Origin of the sequence: Streptomyces sp. NPDC058092, from assembly GCF_042884935.1 — a bacterium.
Lineage (GTDB): Bacteria > Actinomycetota > Actinomycetes > Streptomycetales > Streptomycetaceae > Streptomyces.
Genome location: NZ_JBHVSY010000008.1, coordinates 146342 through 164775, shown reverse-complemented (window position 1 = coordinate 164775; position 18434 = coordinate 146342). Strand labels below are relative to the sequence as shown.

16 protein-coding genes and 1 riboswitch are annotated in these 18434 nt (G+C 71.0%); of the genes, 10 read left to right on the top strand and 6 right to left on the bottom strand.

The annotated features are described in order from the left end of the window. The coding region (locus ACFVV1_RS15860) for a tectonin domain-containing protein (RefSeq protein WP_389989783.1) at positions 1-672 on the bottom strand (672 nt) is incomplete at its 3' end. A 392-nt stretch (positions 673-1064) separates the two neighbouring features. On the opposite strand from ACFVV1_RS15860, the gene ACFVV1_RS15855 reads away from it, so the two are divergent. Next, on the top strand, positions 1065-1613 hold the full coding sequence (locus ACFVV1_RS15855; RefSeq protein ID WP_389989782.1) for a hypothetical protein: 549 nt from the start codon (positions 1065-1067) through the stop codon (positions 1611-1613). 72 nt (positions 1614-1685) lie between these two features. On the opposite strand, the gene ACFVV1_RS15850 is transcribed toward ACFVV1_RS15855, so the two are convergent. Together ACFVV1_RS15850 and ACFVV1_RS15845 are read right to left on the bottom strand one after the other, a co-directional pair. Further along, complete coding sequence (locus ACFVV1_RS15850) at positions 1686-1919, bottom strand: ferredoxin (protein WP_389989781.1); 234 nt, start codon at positions 1917-1919, stop codon at positions 1686-1688. Continuing rightward, on the bottom strand, positions 1919-3379 hold the full coding sequence (locus ACFVV1_RS15845) for an aldehyde dehydrogenase (protein ID WP_389989780.1): 1461 nt from the start codon (positions 3377-3379) through the stop codon (positions 1919-1921). Before ACFVV1_RS15845 ends, ACFVV1_RS15850 begins: the two co-directional genes overlap by 1 nt. A gap of 280 nt (positions 3380-3659) precedes the next feature. Between ACFVV1_RS15845 and ACFVV1_RS15840 the strand changes: the two genes are divergently transcribed. Further along, positions 3660-4700 carry an MBL fold metallo-hydrolase gene (locus tag ACFVV1_RS15840; RefSeq protein WP_389989779.1) on the top strand — a complete coding sequence of 347 codons (1041 nt, stop codon included), beginning with the start codon at positions 3660-3662 and terminating at the stop codon, positions 4698-4700. A 251-nt stretch (positions 4701-4951) separates the two neighbouring features. Here ACFVV1_RS15840 and ACFVV1_RS15835 read toward each other — a convergent pair whose 3' ends face one another. Next, the gene (locus ACFVV1_RS15835; protein WP_389989778.1) at positions 4952-6409 is read right to left on the bottom strand and encodes an MFS transporter; all 1458 of its coding nucleotides are present in this window, start codon (positions 6407-6409) and stop codon (positions 4952-4954) included. A gap of 169 nt (positions 6410-6578) precedes the next feature. On the opposite strand from ACFVV1_RS15835, the gene ACFVV1_RS15830 reads away from it, so the two are divergent. The 7 genes from ACFVV1_RS15830 to ACFVV1_RS15800 all read left to right on the top strand — a co-directional run bounded on the left by ACFVV1_RS15830 (position 6579) and on the right by ACFVV1_RS15800 (position 14066). Then, positions 6579-7031 carry a MarR family winged helix-turn-helix transcriptional regulator gene (locus tag ACFVV1_RS15830; protein WP_389989777.1) on the top strand — a complete coding sequence of 151 codons (453 nt, stop codon included), beginning with the start codon at positions 6579-6581 and terminating at the stop codon, positions 7029-7031. A gap of 125 nt (positions 7032-7156) precedes the next feature. Next, positions 7157-7230: riboswitch (cobalamin riboswitch) on the top strand. A 131-nt stretch (positions 7231-7361) separates the two neighbouring features. Then, positions 7362-8636 carry a hypothetical protein gene (locus ACFVV1_RS15825; RefSeq protein ID WP_389989776.1) on the top strand — a complete coding sequence of 425 codons (1275 nt, stop codon included), beginning with the start codon at positions 7362-7364 and terminating at the stop codon, positions 8634-8636. Further along, a complete protein-coding gene (locus ACFVV1_RS15820) occupies positions 8633-9325 on the top strand; it encodes an SCO2322 family protein (protein ID WP_389989775.1) in 693 nt (230 codons plus the stop codon). Before ACFVV1_RS15825 ends, ACFVV1_RS15820 begins: the two co-directional genes overlap by 4 nt. Further along, entirely contained in the window at positions 9322-10476 is a 1155-nt protein-coding gene (locus ACFVV1_RS15815; RefSeq protein ID WP_389989774.1) for an energy-coupling factor transporter transmembrane component T, read from the top strand. The genes ACFVV1_RS15820 and ACFVV1_RS15815 overlap by 4 nt, the downstream gene beginning before the upstream one ends. Continuing rightward, positions 10473-12233 (top strand): ABC transporter ATP-binding protein, encoded by a 1761-nt coding sequence (locus ACFVV1_RS15810; protein WP_389989773.1) that lies wholly within the window; start codon positions 10473-10475, stop codon positions 12231-12233. Before ACFVV1_RS15815 ends, ACFVV1_RS15810 begins: the two co-directional genes overlap by 4 nt. Beyond that, on the top strand, positions 12230-13048 hold the full coding sequence (locus tag ACFVV1_RS15805; RefSeq protein WP_389989772.1) for an ECF transporter S component: 819 nt from the start codon (positions 12230-12232) through the stop codon (positions 13046-13048). The genes ACFVV1_RS15810 and ACFVV1_RS15805 overlap by 4 nt, the downstream gene beginning before the upstream one ends. A gap of 376 nt (positions 13049-13424) precedes the next feature. Beyond that, a complete protein-coding gene (locus ACFVV1_RS15800) occupies positions 13425-14066 on the top strand; it encodes a hypothetical protein (RefSeq protein WP_389989771.1) in 642 nt (213 codons plus the stop codon). Positions 14067-14132: 66 nt separating this feature from the next. On the opposite strand, the gene ACFVV1_RS15795 is transcribed toward ACFVV1_RS15800, so the two are convergent. Together ACFVV1_RS15795 and ACFVV1_RS15790 are read right to left on the bottom strand one after the other, a co-directional pair. Further along, positions 14133-15422: an alpha/beta hydrolase family protein gene (locus ACFVV1_RS15795; protein WP_389989770.1), complete on the bottom strand. Its 1290-nt coding sequence runs from the start codon at positions 15420-15422 to the stop codon at positions 14133-14135. Positions 15423-15537: 115 nt separating this feature from the next. Next, complete coding sequence (locus tag ACFVV1_RS15790; protein WP_389989769.1) at positions 15538-16707, bottom strand: steroid 3-ketoacyl-CoA thiolase; 1170 nt, start codon at positions 16705-16707, stop codon at positions 15538-15540. Positions 16708-16988: 281 nt separating this feature from the next. Between ACFVV1_RS15790 and ACFVV1_RS15785 the strand changes: the two genes are divergently transcribed. Further along, positions 16989-18248 (top strand): cytochrome P450, encoded by a 1260-nt coding sequence (locus ACFVV1_RS15785; protein WP_389989768.1) that lies wholly within the window; start codon positions 16989-16991, stop codon positions 18246-18248. The last annotated feature ends 186 nt before the right edge of the window (positions 18249-18434 follow it).

The window sequence follows — 18434 nt, the reverse complement described above, 5'->3', positions numbered from 1 at the left end:
GTAGATGGCTCCGTCGGAGTTGACGTGGTAGACGGTGCCGTCGGCGGCCACGCCGATGTCCACCGCCTTGCCCGGGATACCCACCCAGGGATTGGAATCGTGCCCGGTGTACCGGTACATCTGGCCCAGGGAGTTCACGCCCCAGACATGGGTCCTGGACCCGACGGAAATGCGGGTGAGGCCGCCGGAGACGGGAACCCAGTCCGTGGAGCCCTGGTCTCCGGTGTAGCGGTAGATGGCTCCGTCGGAGTTGACGTGGTAGACGGTGCCGTCGGCGGCCACGCCGATGTCCACCGCCTTGCCCGGGATACCCACCCAGGGATTGGAGTCGTACCCGGTGTACCGGTACATCTGGCCCAGGGAGTTCACGCCCCAGACGTGAGTCCTGGACCCGACGGAAATGCGGGTGAGACCGCCAGAGACGGGAACCCAGTCCGTGGAGCCCTGGTCTCCGGTGTAACGGTAGATGGCCCCGGCGGAGTTGACGTGGTAGACGGTGCCGTCGGCGGCCACGCCGATGTCCACCGCCTTGCCCGGGATACCCACCCAGGGATTGGAGTCGTGCCCGGTGTACCGGTACATCTGGCCCAGGGAGTTCACGCCCCAGACGTGGGTCCTGGACCCGACGGAGATCGTGGTGAGACCACCGGAGATGTTCTTCCAGTCAGCCATGTTCGTGTCCCCTTCACCTCGAACGTTGCAGAGGGAACTTGCTACTCGGCAGGGCCACCCAAACTCCCAGATATACCGATTGGCTACAGAGATAATCCAAAAATCGCTGTTTGGGCACTTCTGCCCTCTTGGTTTGCAAGGGAGGCGGCCCGCTCACCGCACTACCAGGAGGCCGGAAACGCTGTAACCCACAAGAGGCCGAGAACGGCGTCCGGTTCACGCCCGAGCGCACATCGCCCTACTCCACGGTCCCAGCTCAAACCGTAGGGTCGCATCCGCCCCGGCAGGCTCTGGGAGCGCACCGGTTGGCCCTCACGGGCCGCGTGATGGAATAGCAGACCTGAGCAGGGTGGGGGGAAGCAGTGACGGATCGTAAAAGATCTCTTGTATGGGTGAGCGCGCTCCTGCTGGCGGCAACTGTGGTCACCGGCTGCGCGGTCGGACCCGCCGACGTGAAGGCCGAGGCCTCGAAGGCCCCCGAGATCCACACGGTCACCGAGACGCTGGCCAAGCGCCTGCCGAAGCTCGGTCGGATCGTCTCGGCGCACTGGCAGCAGAAGGCCCCTCACGCGGACAGCCGAGTGCCCGGCCCTACGGACTACTACGTCAGCGCCCTCATGAAACTCGACCCCGGCTCGGTGGCCGCCCTGACGGCGTCCACGCAGATGCAGCCGGCGGTCGTCGGGGCCGAGCCCGAAAGCATCTCCATTCCCGCCGAACTCGCCGAGTTCGCACCGGCGGGGGCGCAGTGGGTCCACAGCAGAGTGCTCGACGAGAGTCTGGTGCGCGCCGACTCCGCAGAGCTCTACTTCGACCCGGCCTCGGACACCGTCTACCTCTCCGCCACCAATGTGCACCTGCCGGACGCCGTCACGGTCCACGTCGGCCCGGACGGCAACCAGGTGACCATCACGCCCACGCCGCCGGCACCCACGCCATGAACGGCCTCCAGAGCGCGGGTCGTCATGCGGATCGACTTCTGCCCCCGTCGCCGCCTCCGTCCACTCCTCCGCCTACTCCTCCGGTGGGAAAACAGCCTCCCCCGAGCCGATCAGTGTGATCGTGATCGCCTCGACCGGGCACCCCTCGGCCGCGGCGAGGATCGTCTCGTTGGCGTCGGTCTCCGGGGCCGACGGGTGGGACTGCCGGGCGGAGTCCAGCGTGAATCCGCCCGGCGCCTGGTTCACGCACATCCCGGAGCCGATGCAGACCCCGCGGTCGACCTCGACGGACCAGCGGTCCCCCATCACGCCCCCTCGTATCCGGCCGGCAGGTGGATCATCTTGTGCTCGAAGTACTCGGCGTACCCCTCGGGGCCGAACTCCCGTCCCAGGCCTGAGTTCTTGTAGCCGCCGAAGGGTCCGAGCATGTCGAGGCTGAAGGTGTTCACGCTGTACGTGCCCGTCCTGACCCGGCGGGCGACGTCGATGCCGCGCTCGGTGTCGGCGGTCCAGACACTGCCGCTGAGGCCGTATTCGGAGTCGTTGGCGATCCGTACGGCCTCATCCTCGTCGCCGTACGGCAGGAGACAGATGACGGGGCCGAAGATCTCCTCGCGGGCGATGCGCATGGAGTTGTCGACGTCGCCGAAGAGGGTCGGCTCGACGTACCAGCCCCGCTCCTGGGACGCCGGACGGCCGCCGCCGGTAAGGATCTTGGCGCCCTCGTCCTGGCCGATCCGGATGTAGTCGAGCGAGCGTTGCTGCTGGCGTCGCGCGACGAGGGGGCCGAGTTCGGTGGCGGGGTCGAGCGGGTCGCCGACCTTCAGCGCACCCGCCGCGGCGGCGAACGCCTCGGCCGTCTCGTCGTAGCGGGAACGCGGAACGAGAATGCGGGTCTGGGCCACGCACGCCTGGCCGTTGATCATCCAGGCGAAGGGGACGATGCCCGCGACGGCCGCGTCCAGGTCGGCGTCCGGGAGGATCACGGCGGCGGACTTGCCGCCCAGTTCCAGCGTGACGCGGGTGAGGTTGCGGGAGGCGACCTCCATCACCCGGCGCCCCGCGGCCACGGACCCGGTGAACGACACCTTGTCGACGCCGGGATGCCCGACCAGGTACTCGCTGACCTCGCGGTCGGCCGGCAGGATCGACAGCACCCCCTCCGGCAGCCCCGCCCCGGCGACGATCTCGGCCAGGATGTAGGCGTCCAGGGGGGATTCGGGCGAGACCTTGAGCACTGCGGAGCAGCCGGCCAGCAGCGCGGGCGCGAGTTTGGCGGCGGCGGTGAACTGCGGGACGTTCCACGGCACCACGGCCGCGACCACCCCGACCGGCTCCCGGCGCACGAGCAGCGGCCCGAGCGCCCCGTCCCGGCGCTCCTCGTACGAGAAGCCGCGGGCGACGGTGATCGCCGCGTCCCACACCATCATCGCGGCGAGCGCCTGCACCATGACGCTGGAGGTGTACGGGGTGCCGTTCTCCGAGCTGATGACCCGGGCGATCTCCTCGTACCGCGCGGCGAACGCGTCCTTGATCCGGGTGATCACCGCGATCCGCTCGTCCACGGTCATCCGCGGCCAGGGCCCCTCGTCGAACGCCCGCCGGGCGGCGGCGACGGCCCGGTCCACGTCCCCCTCGCAGGCATGCGGCACCCGGCCGATGACCTGTTCGGTGTGCGGGGAGATGACCTCGATGACATCCCGGCCCAGCGGGTCGGCCAACTCCCCGCCGATGAACAGTTTTCCGTGTTCGACAAGCTCGGTCATGACTGCTGCCTCCCGCGGCCCGGCACGATACCCGACTCATTATCTGATGCTGTGTCAGAACTGATACCAGTTCCAGTTGCAGGAGTCCACGGCTGCGACAGCGGCCGCCCGGGTCACCGACGGATCGGTCCGGGCCGCCGCGCGACCCAGGAGCACCCCGATCGGGCAGATGGTCGACCGGGGCCACTACTGGAACAAGTTCTCGTTACAGTGGGCGCGGTGCACCGCACAGCCGTATGTCCGGTACGCAGTTCAGGCCGCGGAGAGAGATGGGGAGCCCATGACGCAGGTGACCGACCACGGCGGGGGCGTACACAGCATCAAGGTCCCCATCCCGGACAATCCGCTCGGCCACACCCTGGTGCACGTCCTCGACACCGATCGCGGGCCGGTCCTGATCGACACGGGATGGGACGATCCGGAGGCGTGGGACACGCTCACCGCCGGGCTCGCCGCCATCGGTGTGGGGGTCGGCGACATCCACGGTGTGGTCATCACCCACCATCACCCCGACCACCACGGCCTCTCCGGACAGGTGCGCGAGGTGTCCGGGGCCTGGATCGCCATGCATGCGGCGGACACCGCGATCGTGCGCCGGACCCACGAGTCCCGGCCGGGCACTTGGCTGACGTTCCTCTCGGCGAAGCTCACCGCGGGCGGTGCGCCCGAGGAGCACCTCGCGCCGTTGCGGGCGGCCGCGGCCGACGGGGGCCGGATGCGCACGCTGCCCGGGCTGCGGGCCGCGATTCCGGACCGGGAGATCGTTCCTGGTGAACTCCTCGGTCTGGCGGGGCGCAAGCTGCGGGCCGTCTGGACGCCGGGGCACACGCCCGGCCACGTCTGCCTGCATCTGGAGGAGAAGCATCCGCGGAATCTGCCGGGCCGGGGCCGGCTTTTCTCCGGGGATCATCTGCTGCCAGGGATCAGCCCGCACATCGGGCTGTACGAGGACCCGGACGACGCGACCGTGACCGATCCTCTCGGCGACTACCTCGACTCCCTGGAGCGCATCGGCCGGCTCGGAGTCGCCGAGGTGCTGCCCGCCCACCAGTACGCCTTCACCGATGCCGCGGGGCGCGTACGGGAACTCCTGGACCATCACGAGGAGCGGCTGGCCGGGCTGCTCGGACTGCTGGCCACCCCGCTGACGCCATGGGAGCTGGCCGAGCGGATGGAGTGGAACCGGCCCTGGGCGCAGATCCCGCACGGCTCGCGGAGCATCGCCGCCTCGGAGGCCGAGGCACATCTGCGGCGGCTGGTGAAGCTGGGGCGTGCGGAGGCGGTGGCGGGAAGCGAGCCGGTGACGTACGTCACCGTGTGACCGGCGGAGCAGACACGGCGAGGGTGGCGGCGAGCGCGAGGGCACCGAGGGCGGGGCGGCGCTGAAGGCAGCGACGGCGGTGAGAACTGCCGGACTGCGCGACCATGCCATCCGCTCATGCAACAACGCGCGGACACCTGCCGGCGCCTCGCCGCGTATGTGATGTCGCATCCGCGGCGAGGCTCCCGATACAGGATCGGATCGGCCGGCCGGCCGGGCAGCGCGCGGACTCTTCCGGCGCTGCCGCGCCGTCAGGCCTTGACCACTGCCTCAGGGGACTCGGTGACAGGGGCGGTCTCGTTGCCGGAGCCCGCCACCACGCGGACCGCCGGAATGGCGGCCGCGATCAGCGCGCCGAGGAGGGCGACGCCGCCTCCGATCATCAGAGCAGTGCGGAAGCCGTCCTCGGAGGCGAAGGTGTGGCCGCCCGTCGTGGTGGTCATCTGGGCGAGGACCACTCCGATCACGGCCGCGCCGACCGAGGTGCCGAGCGAACGCATCAGCGTGTTGAAGCCGTTGGCGGCGGCGGTCTCGGAGAGCGGGACCGAACCCATGATCAGGGCGGGCATCGCACCGTAGGCGAGACCCACACCGCTGCTGGTCACGATGGTGACCAGCATGAGACCCCAGGCCGAGCCCATCAGTGCCAGCGACAGGCCGTAACCGACCGCGATGACCAGGACCCCGGAGACCAGCGTGAACTTCGGGCCTCGGGCATCGGTGAGCTTCCCGCCGAGCGGGGAGACGATCATCATCATGAGCCCGCCGGGAGCCATCCACAGGCCGGCGGCGAGCATCGACTGGCCCAGACCGTAACCAGTGGCCTCGGGGAACTGCAGCAGCTGCGGCACGACCAGCATGCTGGCGTACATGGCAGTGCCGACGAAGATCGAGGCGAGGTTGGTGAGCAGCACCCGGGGGCGGGCGGTGGTGCGCAGGTCGACCAGCGGGTCGCGGGTCCGCAGCTCCCACATCCCCCACCCGACCAGAATCACGACGGCCGCGGCGAACAGGCCGAGCGTGGTCGCCGAGCCCCAGCCCCAGTCGGCACCCTTGGATACCGCGAGCAGCAGGGCGACCAGGCCGGCGCCGAGGCCGAACGCTCCCGGCAGGTCGAAGCGCTGGCCCTTGGCGCCGGCCGGCACGTCCGGGATCAGGAACCAGATGAGAGCCGCAACCCCCACGGCCAGGACCGCGGAGCCCCAGAACAGCACGCGCCAGTTCGTGTACTGGGCGACCGCCGCGGCGATCGGCAGGCCGAGGCCACCGCCGATCCCCATGGAAGCGCTGACCAGCGCGATCGAGGAGCTGAGCTTCTCCGCCGGGACCACGTCACGCAGCAGGGCGATGCCGAGCGGCAGCATGCCCATGCCCATGCCCTGCAGACCACGCCCGATGATCATGGGGAGGACCGAGGAGGACAGCGCGCACACCACCGACCCCACGATCAGCGGCACCGAGCACGCGAGGAGCATCCGGCGCTTGCCCAGCAGGTCACCCAGGCGTCCGGAGACCGGCACGAAGACGGCCGCCACGAGCAGGGTGACGGTGATGACCCAGGCGGCGTTCGACGAGGTGGTGTGGAGGATCTGAGGCAGCTCCGCGATGAGCGGCGTGACCAGGGTCTGCATGATCGCTGCCGTGATGCCCGCGAAGGCCAGCGTGGCGACCACACCGCCTGAGCGGCTTGATGCCTGGGAGGCATCCATAGAGGACTCCTTGATTGCATGAAGAGAGAACGATATGCATCGTACATGCCTCATGTATCAAACACATTTTGTGTACGAAACATAGGCGCGTGAGAGGATGGAGCAGAAGGCCGTCGCGACGGACAGCGTCAGCGCGTCGGACCAGTGGGAAGGGAAAGGCAGCAGGCGTATGGTCAGGCTCACACGCGACGTCGAGTACGAGCAGATGCTGCTCAGCCGCCACGGACTCGTTCACCACAAGAACGTCGGGCGCGAAGGCCGGTTGGAGCGCAGCGCTTACATCCTGCTGAGCCGCATTCGCGTCCAAGGACCGATGTCCATCGGCGAACTGAGCGCCGCCCTCGGGCTCGACGCGTCCACTCTCAACCGGCAGACCGGGGCAGCGATGCGCTCGGGCCTCGTGGACCGCATCCCCGATCCCGACGGCGGGATGGCCCGCAAGTTCCGCATCACGGACAAGGGCGCGAGCCTGCTCGACGAGGAACGCGAACGCACCGTCGACTCCCTGGACAAGATCATGGCCGACTGGTCGGACGAGGACATCGCGGGATTCGCCGCCTACCTCAAACGGTTCAACACCGACATCGAACGTCTCGCCGGACGCCCGTGGCCACGGCCGTGAACGCGCGGTCGACGCTCCGAGTCCCGCCGCACGGTGACGTACATCGCTGCGCGAGGTGGTACTCCGCCCGGGGCGAGCGGGCTATGCCCCGGTAGAGTGTGCCAGTCGTCATCATGCCCGTTCGGGGGGAAGCCGGTGCGAATCCGGCACTGACCACGCAGCCGTGAACCGTCGTCCAGGACGGTGAGTCGGAATGCCCTGTCCGCGGTCGTGACCGGCTCGCGACCACCGGAACCCCGGTGGTCGGCACCGTCGAGGTATACGGGGCCGGAGCCTGGTGCGTGAGCGTGCCTGTGCCCGGATCCCCCCGCAGGAGAGGCCCCGCCCGCCATGACCGTACGCCGCAGAGCAACAACGCTCGCCGCCACCGCCACCGTGCTCTGTGCGGCCGCTGCCCCGGTCGCGATCGCAGCGCCGTCCCCGTCGCCCTCGCCGTCCGCCGCGCTGCCGTCCGGGCTGTACGGCACGAAGGACCCCACGTACGACGGTGTCTGGCGGCAGTCGCTGGCCTTCCTCGCCCAGCGGGTCGAGGGCGTCACGCCCGCCACGAAGTCGGTGGACTGGCTGATCACGCAGCAGTGCTCCAACGGCGCCTACGCCGCGTACCGGCCCGACGTCTCCCAGCCGTGCACCGGGAAGACCGTGCTGGACACCAACGCCACCGCGGCCGCCGTCCAGGCGCTCGTCGAGGTGGGCGGGCACCGGGAGACCCTGAACAACTCGGTCCGCTGGCTGAAGTCAATACAGAATGAGGACGGCGGCTGGGGCTACGCCGCGGGCGCGGCCAGCGACGCCAACTCCACCTCGCTGGTGATCGGCGCCCTCGCCCGGCAGGGCCAGCGGCTCGGTGACATCACCACCCCGGGCGGCAAGACCCCCTACGACCCGCTGCTGGGGCTCGCGATCCCATGCGGCGGCAAGGACGGTGGCGCCTTCGCCTACCAGCCCGACAAGGCCGGGAAGCTCGCCGCCAACGCGGACGCCACCGCGGCCGCCGTCCTCGGCACGATGGGCAAGGCCCTGGCCGTCGGGAACAACGCCTCGTCCAAGGCGCCCAGCTGCCACCCCGGCTCCGGTCTCACACCCGAGCAGGCCGCCCAGAACGGCGCCCACTTCCTCGCGGACGCGCTCGCCGCCAGGGGTCATCTCGACCTGGCGCCGATGCCCGGCGCCGCCGACTCCACCCCGCAGCCCGACTTCGGCAACACCGCGGACGCGGTCGTCGCGCTGTCCGCCGCGGGCCACCAGGACAAGACCGCCAAGGCCATGACCTGGCTGGAGAAGAACTCCGGGCCCTGGGCCGAGCAGAACGGCCCCGCCGCCTACGCGCAGCTGATCCTGGCCGCGCACGCGGCCGGCGCCGACGCCCGCCACTTCGGCGGCGTCGACCTCGTCGACCGGCTGAACGCGACCGGTCCCGCGCCCGCGGCCGTCACGACGCCCGAACCGGCCGCCGACACCGGGTACGTGGCCACGGAGAAGGACGAGGTCCACAGCGGGGACGACGTGATCGGCGGTGTGTGGTGGTACGTCGGCATCGGTCTCGTCGTCGGTGCGGGCGCCGGCTTCCTGATCAGCGGCCGCCGGAAGAACCAGCAGCTGTGAGGCGGGCGGGAAGGGCCGCCGCTCTCCTGGTGGTCCTGAGCGCCGTCCTGGCCGTGCTCGGCGCGGGGACGGCCCAGGCGGCCGGCTACCGGTACTGGTCTTTCTGGGAGGGCTCCGGCACCGGCTGGACGTACGCCACCCAGGGCCCGTCCCTGGTCCGGCCGGACGACGGCGCGGTGCAGGGCTTCCGGTTCGCGGTGAGCGAGGACTCCCAGGACTCGGCGAAACCGCGCCGCTCCGCCGATTTCGCGAAGATCTGCGCGGACACCCCGGCCAAGGACGGCAGCAAGCGGGTCGCGCTGGTCATCGACCCGGGCACGGCGGCGGACGCCCCGGCCGGGGAGACACCGCCCGCGCCGCGTACCGCGTGCGCGCAGGTCGCCCCGGACGCGAGCACCGCGGAGGCGCTCGCCTCGGTGGCCAAGCCGCTGCGCTACAGCAGCGACGCGCTGCTCTGTGCCATATCCGGGTATCCGGGCTCGGGCTGCGGCGAACAGGTCTCGGGCAACGGGCACGGGACGCCTGCCGCCTCCGCGCCCGCGGCTCCCGCCGTGTCCGCTGCCGCCAGTGGCTCCAGCGCCTCCAGCGGCTCCGGTGGCGGTCCGTCCGCCGGGGTGCTCGTCGGTGTCGGTGCCGTTCTCGTTCTCGGCATCGCCGCGGTCGTACAGGCCCGCCGCCGCCGCGGATGACCGCCGCGACCACCGGCCCGGTCCGGCCGCGCCGCCCGCTGCGCGCCCCCGGCGCGACCCGTAGCAACGCGCTGCCCGCCGGGGCCTGGTGGCTGTGGGCGCTCGGCCTCGCCACCGCCGCGTCCCGGACCACCAATCCGCTGCTGCTCGGGCTGCTGGTGGGGGTGGCGGGCTATGTGGTCGCGGCGCGCCGTACGGACGCGCCGTGGGCCCGTTCGTACGGGGCCTTCATCAAGATCGGGCTGTTCGTCGTCGGTGTGCGGCTGGTCTTCTCCGTCTTCCTCGGTTCGCCGATCCCCGGTACGCATCCGGTGTTCACCCTCCCCGAAGTACCGCTGCCCGACTGGGCGAAGGGGGTCAGGATCGGTGGCCGGGTCACCGCCGAGCAGTTGCTCTTCGCGCTGTACGACGGGGCGAAGCTGGCCACCCTGCTGATCTGCCTCGGAGCGGCGAACTCGCTCGCCAACCCCGCCCGGCTGCTGAAGTCGCTGCCCGGTGCGCTGTACGAGGCAGGGGTCGCCGTCGTCGTCGCGATGACGTTCGCGCCGAACATGGTCGCCGATGTGGTGCGGCTGCGCACCGCACGGCGGCTGCGGGGCCGGCCGACCGGCGGCATCAAGGCGGTCCTCCAGATCGGACTGCCGGTCCTGGAGGGCGCGTTGGAGCGGTCGGTCGCGGTGGCGGCCTCGATGGACGCGCGCGGATACGGGCGCAGCGCCCAGGTCCCGCCCGCCGTCCGGCACACCACGAACGTCCTCACGCTCGGCGGGCTGCTCGGGGTGTGCGCGGGTACGTACGGGCTGCTGGCCGCGCAGGGCGCGGTGTACGGCCTGCCGCTGCTGATCGCCGGGCTGGTCGCCGCAATGGCCGGACTGCGGCTCGGCGGGGCCCGCTCGGTCCGTACCCGCTACCGGCCCGACCGGTGGGGTGCGCGGGCCTGGCTGGTGGCGGGTTCGGGGGTCGCCGTGGCCGTGGCGATGATCTGGGCGGGCGGTGTCGACGCGGACGCGCTGCACCCCGGAGTCGTACCGCTGGCCGCGCCGGTGCTTCCGCTGTGGCCCGCGGCCGCGGCGCTGATCGGGCTGCTGCCCGCGGTGGTGGCGCCCGTGCCGCCGTCGCCGGGCGCCCCGCGTTCCAAGGAGATCCAGTGATCCGGTTCGAGCAGGTCTCGGTGCAGTACGAGGGGACGGAGCGGCCCACCCTCTCCGGCGTCGATCTGACCGTGCCCGAGGGCGAGCTGGTGCTGCTCGTCGGTCCGTCCGGGGTCGGCAAGTCGACGCTGCTGGGCGCCGTTTCCGGTCTCGTACCGCACTTCACGGGCGGCACGCTGCGCGGCCGGGTCACGGTCGACGGGCGCGACACCCGTACCCACAAACCACGTGAACTCGCCGATCTGGTCGGCACGGTGGGCCAGGACCCGCTGTCCCACTTCGTCACCGACACGGTCGAGGACGAGCTGGCGTACGGGATGGAGTCGCTGGGGCTGGCTCCCGATGTCATGCGACGGCGGGTCGAGGAGACCCTCGATCTGCTGGGTCTGGCCGGGCTGCGCGACCGGCCGATCGCCACGCTCTCCGGCGGCCAGCAGCAGCGGGTCGCGATCGGTTCGGTCCTCACCCCGCACCCGAAGGTCCTGGTCCTCGACGAGCCGACGTCCGCGCTGGACCCGGCGGCGGCCGAGGAGGTCCTCGCCGTGCTGCAACGGCTGGTGCACGACCTGGGCACGACGGTCCTGATGGCGGAGCACCGGCTGGAGCGGGTGGTGCAGTACGCGGACCAGGTCGTCCTGCTGCCGTCGCCGGGCGCCGCACCGGTCATGGGCGCGCCCGCGGACATCATGGCCGTCTCCCCGGTCCACCCGCCGGTCGTCGCGCTGGGCCGGCTGGCGGGCTGGGAGCCCCTGCCGCTCTCGGTCCGCGACGCCCGACGCCGGGCGTCGGACCTGCGGGACCTGCTGGCACGGACACAGCCGGGCGGGGCAGCTGGTGCTATCGGTGTACCCGGGACGGGCGGGGCTGCGGGGACGACCGGTGCAGCCGGGACCGGTGTGGCGCCGCTGCCCGCCGTCCCGGCGCCGCGCCGTGGGGTGCTCACCCGGCTGCTGGGCCGCGGCGCACCTACCACCGCCGCTTCCGAGCCGGTCGTCGATGTCCCCGCGCGGGTCGAGCGGCTCGGCGTACGGCGCGGACGCGTCGAGGCGCTGCGCCGAGTGACGCTCGCCGTCGCCGCCGGCGAGACCGTCGCCCTGATGGGCCGCAACGGTGCGGGCAAATCCACCCTGCTGGCCACGCTCGTCGGCATGGTCGAGCCCACCACGGGCACCGTCCTCGTCGGCGGCCGGACCCCGCACCGTACGCAGCCGCGCGACATGGTGCGCCGGGTCGGACTCGTACCGCAGGAACCACGCGATCTGCTGTACGCGGACACGGTCGCCGCCGAGTGCGCCGCGGCCGACGCCGACGCGGGCGCCGCCGCGGGCAGCTGCCGCGCCCTGGTCTCCGAGCTGCTGCCCGGCGTGCCGGACGACACCCACCCCCGTGATCTCTCCGAGGGCCAGCGCCTCGCGCTCGCCCTGGCCGTCGTGCTGACCGCGAGGCCCCCGCTGCTGCTCCTGGACGAGCCGACCCGCGGCCTGGACTACGCGGCGAAGGCCCGGCTGGTCGGGGTGCTCCGCGGCCTCGCGGCCGAGGGCCACGCGATCGTCCTGGCCACGCACGACGTGGAACTCGCCGCCGAGCTGGCGCACCGGGTGGTGATACTCGCCGACGGGGAGACCGTCGCGGACGGGGAGACCCGGCAGGTGGTGGTCTCCTCCCCGGCCTTCGCCCCGCAGACCGCGAAGATCCTCGCCCCGCAGGAGTGGCTGACCGTGGCGCAGGTGCGCGGCGCGCTGGGAGCCGCGTCGTGAGCGGGAACCGGACACGGCCGGTACGGCTCGGGCCGCGCGCGATCGCCGCGCTCGTCCTCATCAGCGCGATCGGCGTGGTCGCGTTCGGCTGGCCGCTGCTGGCCGGTGCCGACTCCGGCCTGGCGCACTCCCAGGACGCGCCGTGGCTGTTCGCCGCGCTGCTGCCGCTGCTGGTCGGCGTGGTCGTCGCGATGATCGCCGACTCCGGCCTCGACGCGAAGGCGGTGGCGATGCTGGGGGTGCTGGCCGCGGTCGGCGCCGCGCTGCGTCCGCTGGGCGCGGGCACGGCGGGGCTGGAACCGATGTTCTTCCTGATGGTGCTGAGCGGCCGCGTGCTGGGGCCCGGCTTCGGCTTCGTGCTCGGTTCGGTGACGATGTTCGCGTCCGCGCTGCTCACCGGCGGAGTGGGACCGTGGATGCCGTTCCAGATGCTGTCGATGGGCTGGTTCGCGATGGGCGCGGGCCTGCTGCCGGGCCCGGACCGGCTGCGCGGGCGGGCCGAGCTGCTGATGCTCGCGGCGTACGGGTTCGTGGCGGCGTTCGCGTACGGCACGGTGATGAACCTGTACGGCTGGACGATCGTGCCCGGGCTCGGCTCGGGGATCTCCTTCCACCCGGGGGACCCGCTGCCGGAGAACCTGGTCCGCTTCCTCGCCTATTGCACGGCCACGTCGCTCGGCTGGGACCTCGGCCGGGCCGCGCTCACCCTGGTGCTGACCCTGACCATCGGCGCGACGCTGCTGAAGGCGCTGCGCCGGGCCACGCGCCGCGCCGCCTTCGAGGCCCAGGTCACATTCGAGGCCCCCGGCGAGTGAGGACTCCCACAGGCCCTTGGTCCTCGACGATGCGGGGCAGTAGTCGCCGGACCGCGTACCGGCGCCTCCGTACCCCCCTGAGCCGGCACCCCATGAGCTCGCGCGAAGGCCCCGACCGCCGGTCGGGGCCTTCGCCACACCCGGCACCGCCCGGCACCGACCGGCGTCGGCCGGCGTCGGCCAGCACTGGTACACCTCAGCAATTAGTACTTCATATAACTTGGCCAAATTAATTACTCGTTGGTCCATCTAGGCGCATTTTGGCCTGCTGTCCGTGCCCGTAGGCCGCCGAAGCGTTGTCACCTACGTGGAACCTCGTGAATTCTGGGATCGGAACACTGTTCTGGCGGAAGCTTTTTGCGCCAGCGACGAACGCATGCGTCTGGCACAGGCTTTGCTGGACGAGGCGCAGGCGGAGCGGAGCAGAACGCTCGCGGCGTTCGCCGTCACGGTCGGCGACGACGGCTCGATCGCGGACTTGATGGGCCTGAACGAGCGGGAAGTGCGACTGGCACGACGCACGGTGGGCCGCAGTGACGCGCGGTCCCTCGCCGAGAAGCTCCTGAACCGGATCCCGCAAGCGGCGCGGGAGGTGGTGGACGAACCTCCTTCCGCACCCGAGAGCCCCGTACCGCATCCGCGCGAAGAGGCGCCCGTCGCACCGCTCGTTGCGCCGCTCGCCGTATCACCGGATACGCCACCGGTCCCGGACCCTCCCCCTCCCCCGGTGCCGTCCACCGCGGTCGACGTCCCCGCCGTCTGGTCGCCCAGCATGGACTCCGTGCTGCTGTGGAGCTGGGAGTCCGGTCTCGACGTACAGACGGTCGCCGCCGAACTCGGGCTGGACGTACGGGCGCTGCTGACGCGCATCCAGGAGCTCGCCAACGACGGACGGCTCACGCTCTCGACCCCGGTCCCCGAGGTGAGCCGGTCCGGGCGCCACCGCCGCCAGCACGAAGACGGATACGCGACCCTGTTCGGCCCCACCACCACCTTTCCCACCCACGTGCCGTACTGAGCGGCACGTCCGCCCGTCGCCGCGGCGGCATGGATCCGGTCGGCACCGCCCTCGCCGCCACCGGGTTCAGTGCCGCGCGGCGACCGCGTCGAACCAGCGCACGATCTGCGGCCCCGACTTCATGTACGTGGCGTTGTGGTTGGCCGGACCCTGGTCGAACACCGGTGCCCCGACACCGTGCGCGGCCAGATCGGCGGCGCAGTCACGGGCGTTGGCGATCGGCACGTCGGTGTCGCCGGACGAGGAGTAGAGGCGTACGGGGGCGTCCGGCTTCCAGGCACAGTTGCCGTCCTGGGCGCGTACCGCGGTCAGGAGGGCGCCGGTGGGGTGCTGGACCTGCCGGTAGTAGTCGTCGGTGAGCAGTTCCTTCAGCGTCGCGGGCAACGCCGGGATGATCTGCTCCTCGGTGTGGTTGGTGTCGAAGAGGTCGTCGACGATGCCCGCGTACGGCTCCCGGAACGCCTCGGAGGGGTCCTTGTACAGCGAGTGGAGCCTGTTCTGCGCGGTGAGGAAGTAGGTCATGTAGAAGATGCCGCTGATGTCGTTGACCCTGCCGTCGAACAGGGCGGGCATCTCGGCGTGCTCGATGTCGTACGGCCCCGAGACGGGGGCGAGGGCACGGAGCCGGAAGTGCCGGTCGACGCCGTCGTCGAGGGTCCTGCCCAGCGCCATCGCGACCTGGCCGCCCTGGGAGAAGCCGCTGGCGTACACATCGCCGGTGAGCGGGCGGTTCAGGCGCAGCGCGGCGGTGCGGGAGGCCCGCAGCATGTCGACGGAGGCGGTCACGGAGGACTTCGTGTCCATGTACGGGTGGCGGCCCGGGCCCTTGCCGAGGCCCAGGTAGTCGGGGGCGGCGACGGCGCGGCCCGCGGAGGCGTGGAGGTAGGACGCGAAGCGGCCGAAGTCCTCGCCGACGGAGGGTGCGTAGTCGCGGTGGGCCATCGTGCCGTGGGTGTCGGAGACCAGGTCCAGGCGGTGCGGGCCGCCCTTGGGGAGCGTGAGGAGGCCGGTGGCGGTGGTGGATGCGCCCTGCGGTGTGACGGTGCGGTAGGTGAGGCGGTAGGCGCGCAGGCCGTGCCGGACGGTGTCAGTGTCCATCCCTCCGGAGGCGAGGAAGCGGGCGACATCGGCGCGGTCGAGGTCGGCCACGGGGGTGATGTCCAGCAGGGCGCCTCTGCCGTGCGCTTCGGTCGAGCGGGACGCCCCGGTCGCACCGGTGGGCTGCTGGGCGGCGGCCGGTGCGGTACCGAGTGCGGCGAGGACCACCACGGCTGCGGCCGTCACCCTTCGACGGGCGGCGCGGCGGCGTTTGCGATCGCCCCAACTGCTCTTGTTCGAACGGCTGTTGTTGTCCATGGCCCAAAAGCTACACAGCCGCGCACGACGCCGGCACCGGCGTGGCCCCCCGACCGGAGGTACAGCCGGCAACACCTCCGGTCCGGGGGTTTTCCCCGCCGGACGGGCCGCGCCCTCACAGCCGCTGGATGATGGTCCCCGTCGCCAGCGCGCCGCCCGCGCACATCGTGATCAGCGCGAACTCCTTGTCGCGGCGCTCCAGTTCGTGCAGGGCCGTGGTGATCAACCGGGCCCCGGTGGCCCCCACCGGGTGGCCGAGCGCGATGGCGCCGCCGTTGACGTTGACCTTTTCGAGGTCCTGTCCGAAGACCTGGGCCCAGCTCAGCACCACCGAGGCGAAAGCCTCGTTGATCTCGACGATGTCGATGTCCTTGAGCGACATCCCGGCCTTGCCGAGCACCGCGCGGGTCGCGTCGACCGGTCCGTCGAGGTGGAAGTGCGGGTCGGCGCCGACCAGTGCCTGCGCGACGATCCGGGCGCGCGGCTTGAGCTTGAGCGCGCGCGCCATCCGTTTGGACGCCCACATGATCGCGCAGGCGCCGTCTGATATCTGCGAGGAGTTGCCCGCGGTGTGGACCGCGGTGGGCATGACCGGTTTGAGCCGGCCGAGCCCCTCCATCGTGGAATCCCGCAGCCCCTCGTCCCGGTCGACCAGGCGCCACATGCCCTGCCCGGCCGCCTGTTCCTCCTCGGTGGTCGGCACCTGGACCGCGTAGGTCTCCCGTTTGAACCGTTCCTCGGCCCAGGCGACGGCCGCCCGCTCCTGCGAGATCAGCCCGAGCGAGTCGACGTTCTCCCGGGTCAGCCCGCGCTTGCGGGCGATGCGCTCGGCGGCCTCGAACTGGTTGGGCAGGTCCACGTTCCACTCGTCGGGCCAGGGCTTGCCCGGTCCGTGCTTGGAGCCGCTGCCCAGCGGCACCCGCGACATGGCCTCGACGCCGCAGCTGATGCCGATGTCGATGACTCCGGCGGCGACCATATTGGCGACCATGTGGGAGGCCTGCTGCGAGGAGCCGCACTGGCAGTCCACGGTGGTGGCGGCGGTCTCGTAAGGAAGACCCACGGTGAGCCAGGCGTTGCGGGCCGGGTTCATCGACTGTTCGCCGGCGTGGGTGACCGTGCCGCCGACGATCTGTTCGACGCAGTCGGCATGGATGCCGGTGCGGCCGAGGAGTTCTCGATAGGTCTCGCCCAGCAGATAGGCGGGATGCAGATTGGCGAGCGCGCCTCCACGCTTGCCGATGGGCGTGCGTACGGCTTCGACGATGACGGGTTCCGCGGCCATGAGCTCGTCCTCTCCTCGCACTTCCGCAGGGGCGTCCCGGCGCCCGCGGAAGGAACTAGTACGCGTTCTAGTTCTCCATGCAGTCTTATGAGGCTTACCCCCGGTACGCAAGGGTCGTGCACACACCTTGCGCCCGCTTCATGCCTGCCTCACCCACTCTTCACACAACAGATCGGGCCACCCCTCTTGCCAGTTGTAGAACTCGTTACTACCTTTCGGGCAACTTCTGATGGGTCGTCAGACATCTTTCGGACGGCTCTCGGACCGACCTGGAGTTGCCGATGCCCTGCCCCCATCTGCCCGAAGGGTTCGACTTCACCGACCCTGATCTGCTCCAAGCCCGCATACCGCACCCGGAGTTCGCGCAGATGCGGCAGACCGCACCGGTCTGGTGGTGCACCCAGCCGGCCGGTATCTCCGGTTTCGACGACGAGGGCTACTGGGTCGTCACCCGGCACGCGGACGTCAAGTACGTCTCCACCCACCCCGAGTTGTTCTCCTCGAACACCAACACCGCGGTCATCCGCTTCAACGAGTCGATCGACCGCGACCAGATCGAGGTCCAGAAGCTGATCATGCTGAACATGGACCCGCCCGAGCACACCCGGGTCCGCCAGATCGTCCAACGGGGTTTCACCCCACGGGCGATCCGCTCCCTGGAGCAGGCCCTGCGCAGCCGCGCCCGCTCGATCGTCGAGACGGCGCTCACCGCGGCCGACGACGACGGCTCCTTCGACTTCGTCACGAACATCGCCGTCGAACTGCCGCTCCAGGCCATCGCCGAACTCATCGGCGTACCGCAGGAGGACCGGTCCAGGATCTTCGACTGGTCCAACAAGATGGCCGCGTACGACGATCCGGAGTACGCGATCACCGAGGAGGTCGGCACCGAGGCAGCCATGGAGATCGTCTCGTACTCGATGAACCTGGCGGCCGCCCGCAAGGAGTGCCCGGCCAAGGACATCGTCTCCCAGCTGGTCGCCGCGGAGGGGCAGGGGAACCTCTCCTCCGACGAGTTCGGCTTCTTCGTGATCCTGCTCGCCGTCGCCGGCAACGAGACCACCCGTAACGCCATCAGTCACGGCATGCACGCCTTCCTCACCCACCCCGACCAGTGGGAGCTCTACAAGAGCGAACGGCCGGAGACGACCGCCGAGGAGATCGTCCGCTGGGCCACCCCCGTGGTCTCCTTCCAGCGGACCGCCACCCAGGACGTCGAACTGGGCGGGCAGCAGATCAAGAAGGGCGACCGGGTCGGGCTGTTCTACTCCTCGGCCAATAACGACCCCGAGGCCTTCGAGAATCCCGAGTCCTTCGACATCTCCCGCGATCCCAACCCGCACCTCGGCTTCGGCGGCGGCGGTCCGCACTTCTGCCTCGGCAAGTCCCTTGCCGTGATGGAGATCAACCTGATCTTCAACGCGATCGCCGATGTGATGCCGGATCTGCGGCTGGTCGGCGACCCGCGACGGCTGCGCTCGGCGTGGCTCAACGGGATCAAGCAGCTTCAGGTCAGCACCGCCGTCGGCGCCGGGCACTGAATCTGCCGGAAGCCGGAGGCCGGGAACCAGAAGCCGGAACCCGGGAACCGGAAGCCGGAAGCCGGAAGCCGGGAGCTCAGGGCGGCGGAGGCCGGGGCCTCCGCCCCACGCCCCCGCCACCGCCGGCCGTAACGGCCCACACCCCCCACCCCCGCCCAGCCCCCCGGGGGGGAAGCGCACAACACC

Excerpts from the sequence above, each read along its gene's own strand:
- ACFVV1_RS15850 (WP_389989781.1), bottom strand. The coding sequence starts at position 1,919 with ATGGGGGACCGCTGGTCCGTCGAGGTCGACCGCGGGGTCTGCATCGGC.
- ACFVV1_RS15845 (WP_389989780.1), bottom strand. The coding sequence starts at position 3,379 with ATGACCGAGCTTGTCGAACACGGAAAACTGTTCATCGGCGGGGAGTTG.
- ACFVV1_RS15840 (WP_389989779.1), top strand. The coding sequence starts at position 3,660 with ATGACGCAGGTGACCGACCACGGCGGGGGCGTACACAGCATCAAGGTC.
- ACFVV1_RS15835 (WP_389989778.1), bottom strand. The coding sequence starts at position 6,409 with ATGGATGCCTCCCAGGCATCAAGCCGCTCAGGCGGTGTGGTCGCCACG.
- ACFVV1_RS15830 (WP_389989777.1), top strand. The coding sequence starts at position 6,579 with ATGGTCAGGCTCACACGCGACGTCGAGTACGAGCAGATGCTGCTCAGC.
- ACFVV1_RS15825 (WP_389989776.1), top strand. The coding sequence starts at position 7,362 with ATGACCGTACGCCGCAGAGCAACAACGCTCGCCGCCACCGCCACCGTG.
- ACFVV1_RS15815 (WP_389989774.1), top strand. The coding sequence starts at position 9,322 with ATGACCGCCGCGACCACCGGCCCGGTCCGGCCGCGCCGCCCGCTGCGC.
- ACFVV1_RS15800 (WP_389989771.1), top strand. The coding sequence starts at position 13,425 with ATGCGTCTGGCACAGGCTTTGCTGGACGAGGCGCAGGCGGAGCGGAGC.
- ACFVV1_RS15795 (WP_389989770.1), bottom strand. The coding sequence starts at position 15,422 with ATGGACAACAACAGCCGTTCGAACAAGAGCAGTTGGGGCGATCGCAAA.
- ACFVV1_RS15790 (WP_389989769.1), bottom strand. The coding sequence starts at position 16,707 with ATGGCCGCGGAACCCGTCATCGTCGAAGCCGTACGCACGCCCATCGGC.
- ACFVV1_RS15785 (WP_389989768.1), top strand. The coding sequence starts at position 16,989 with ATGCCCTGCCCCCATCTGCCCGAAGGGTTCGACTTCACCGACCCTGAT.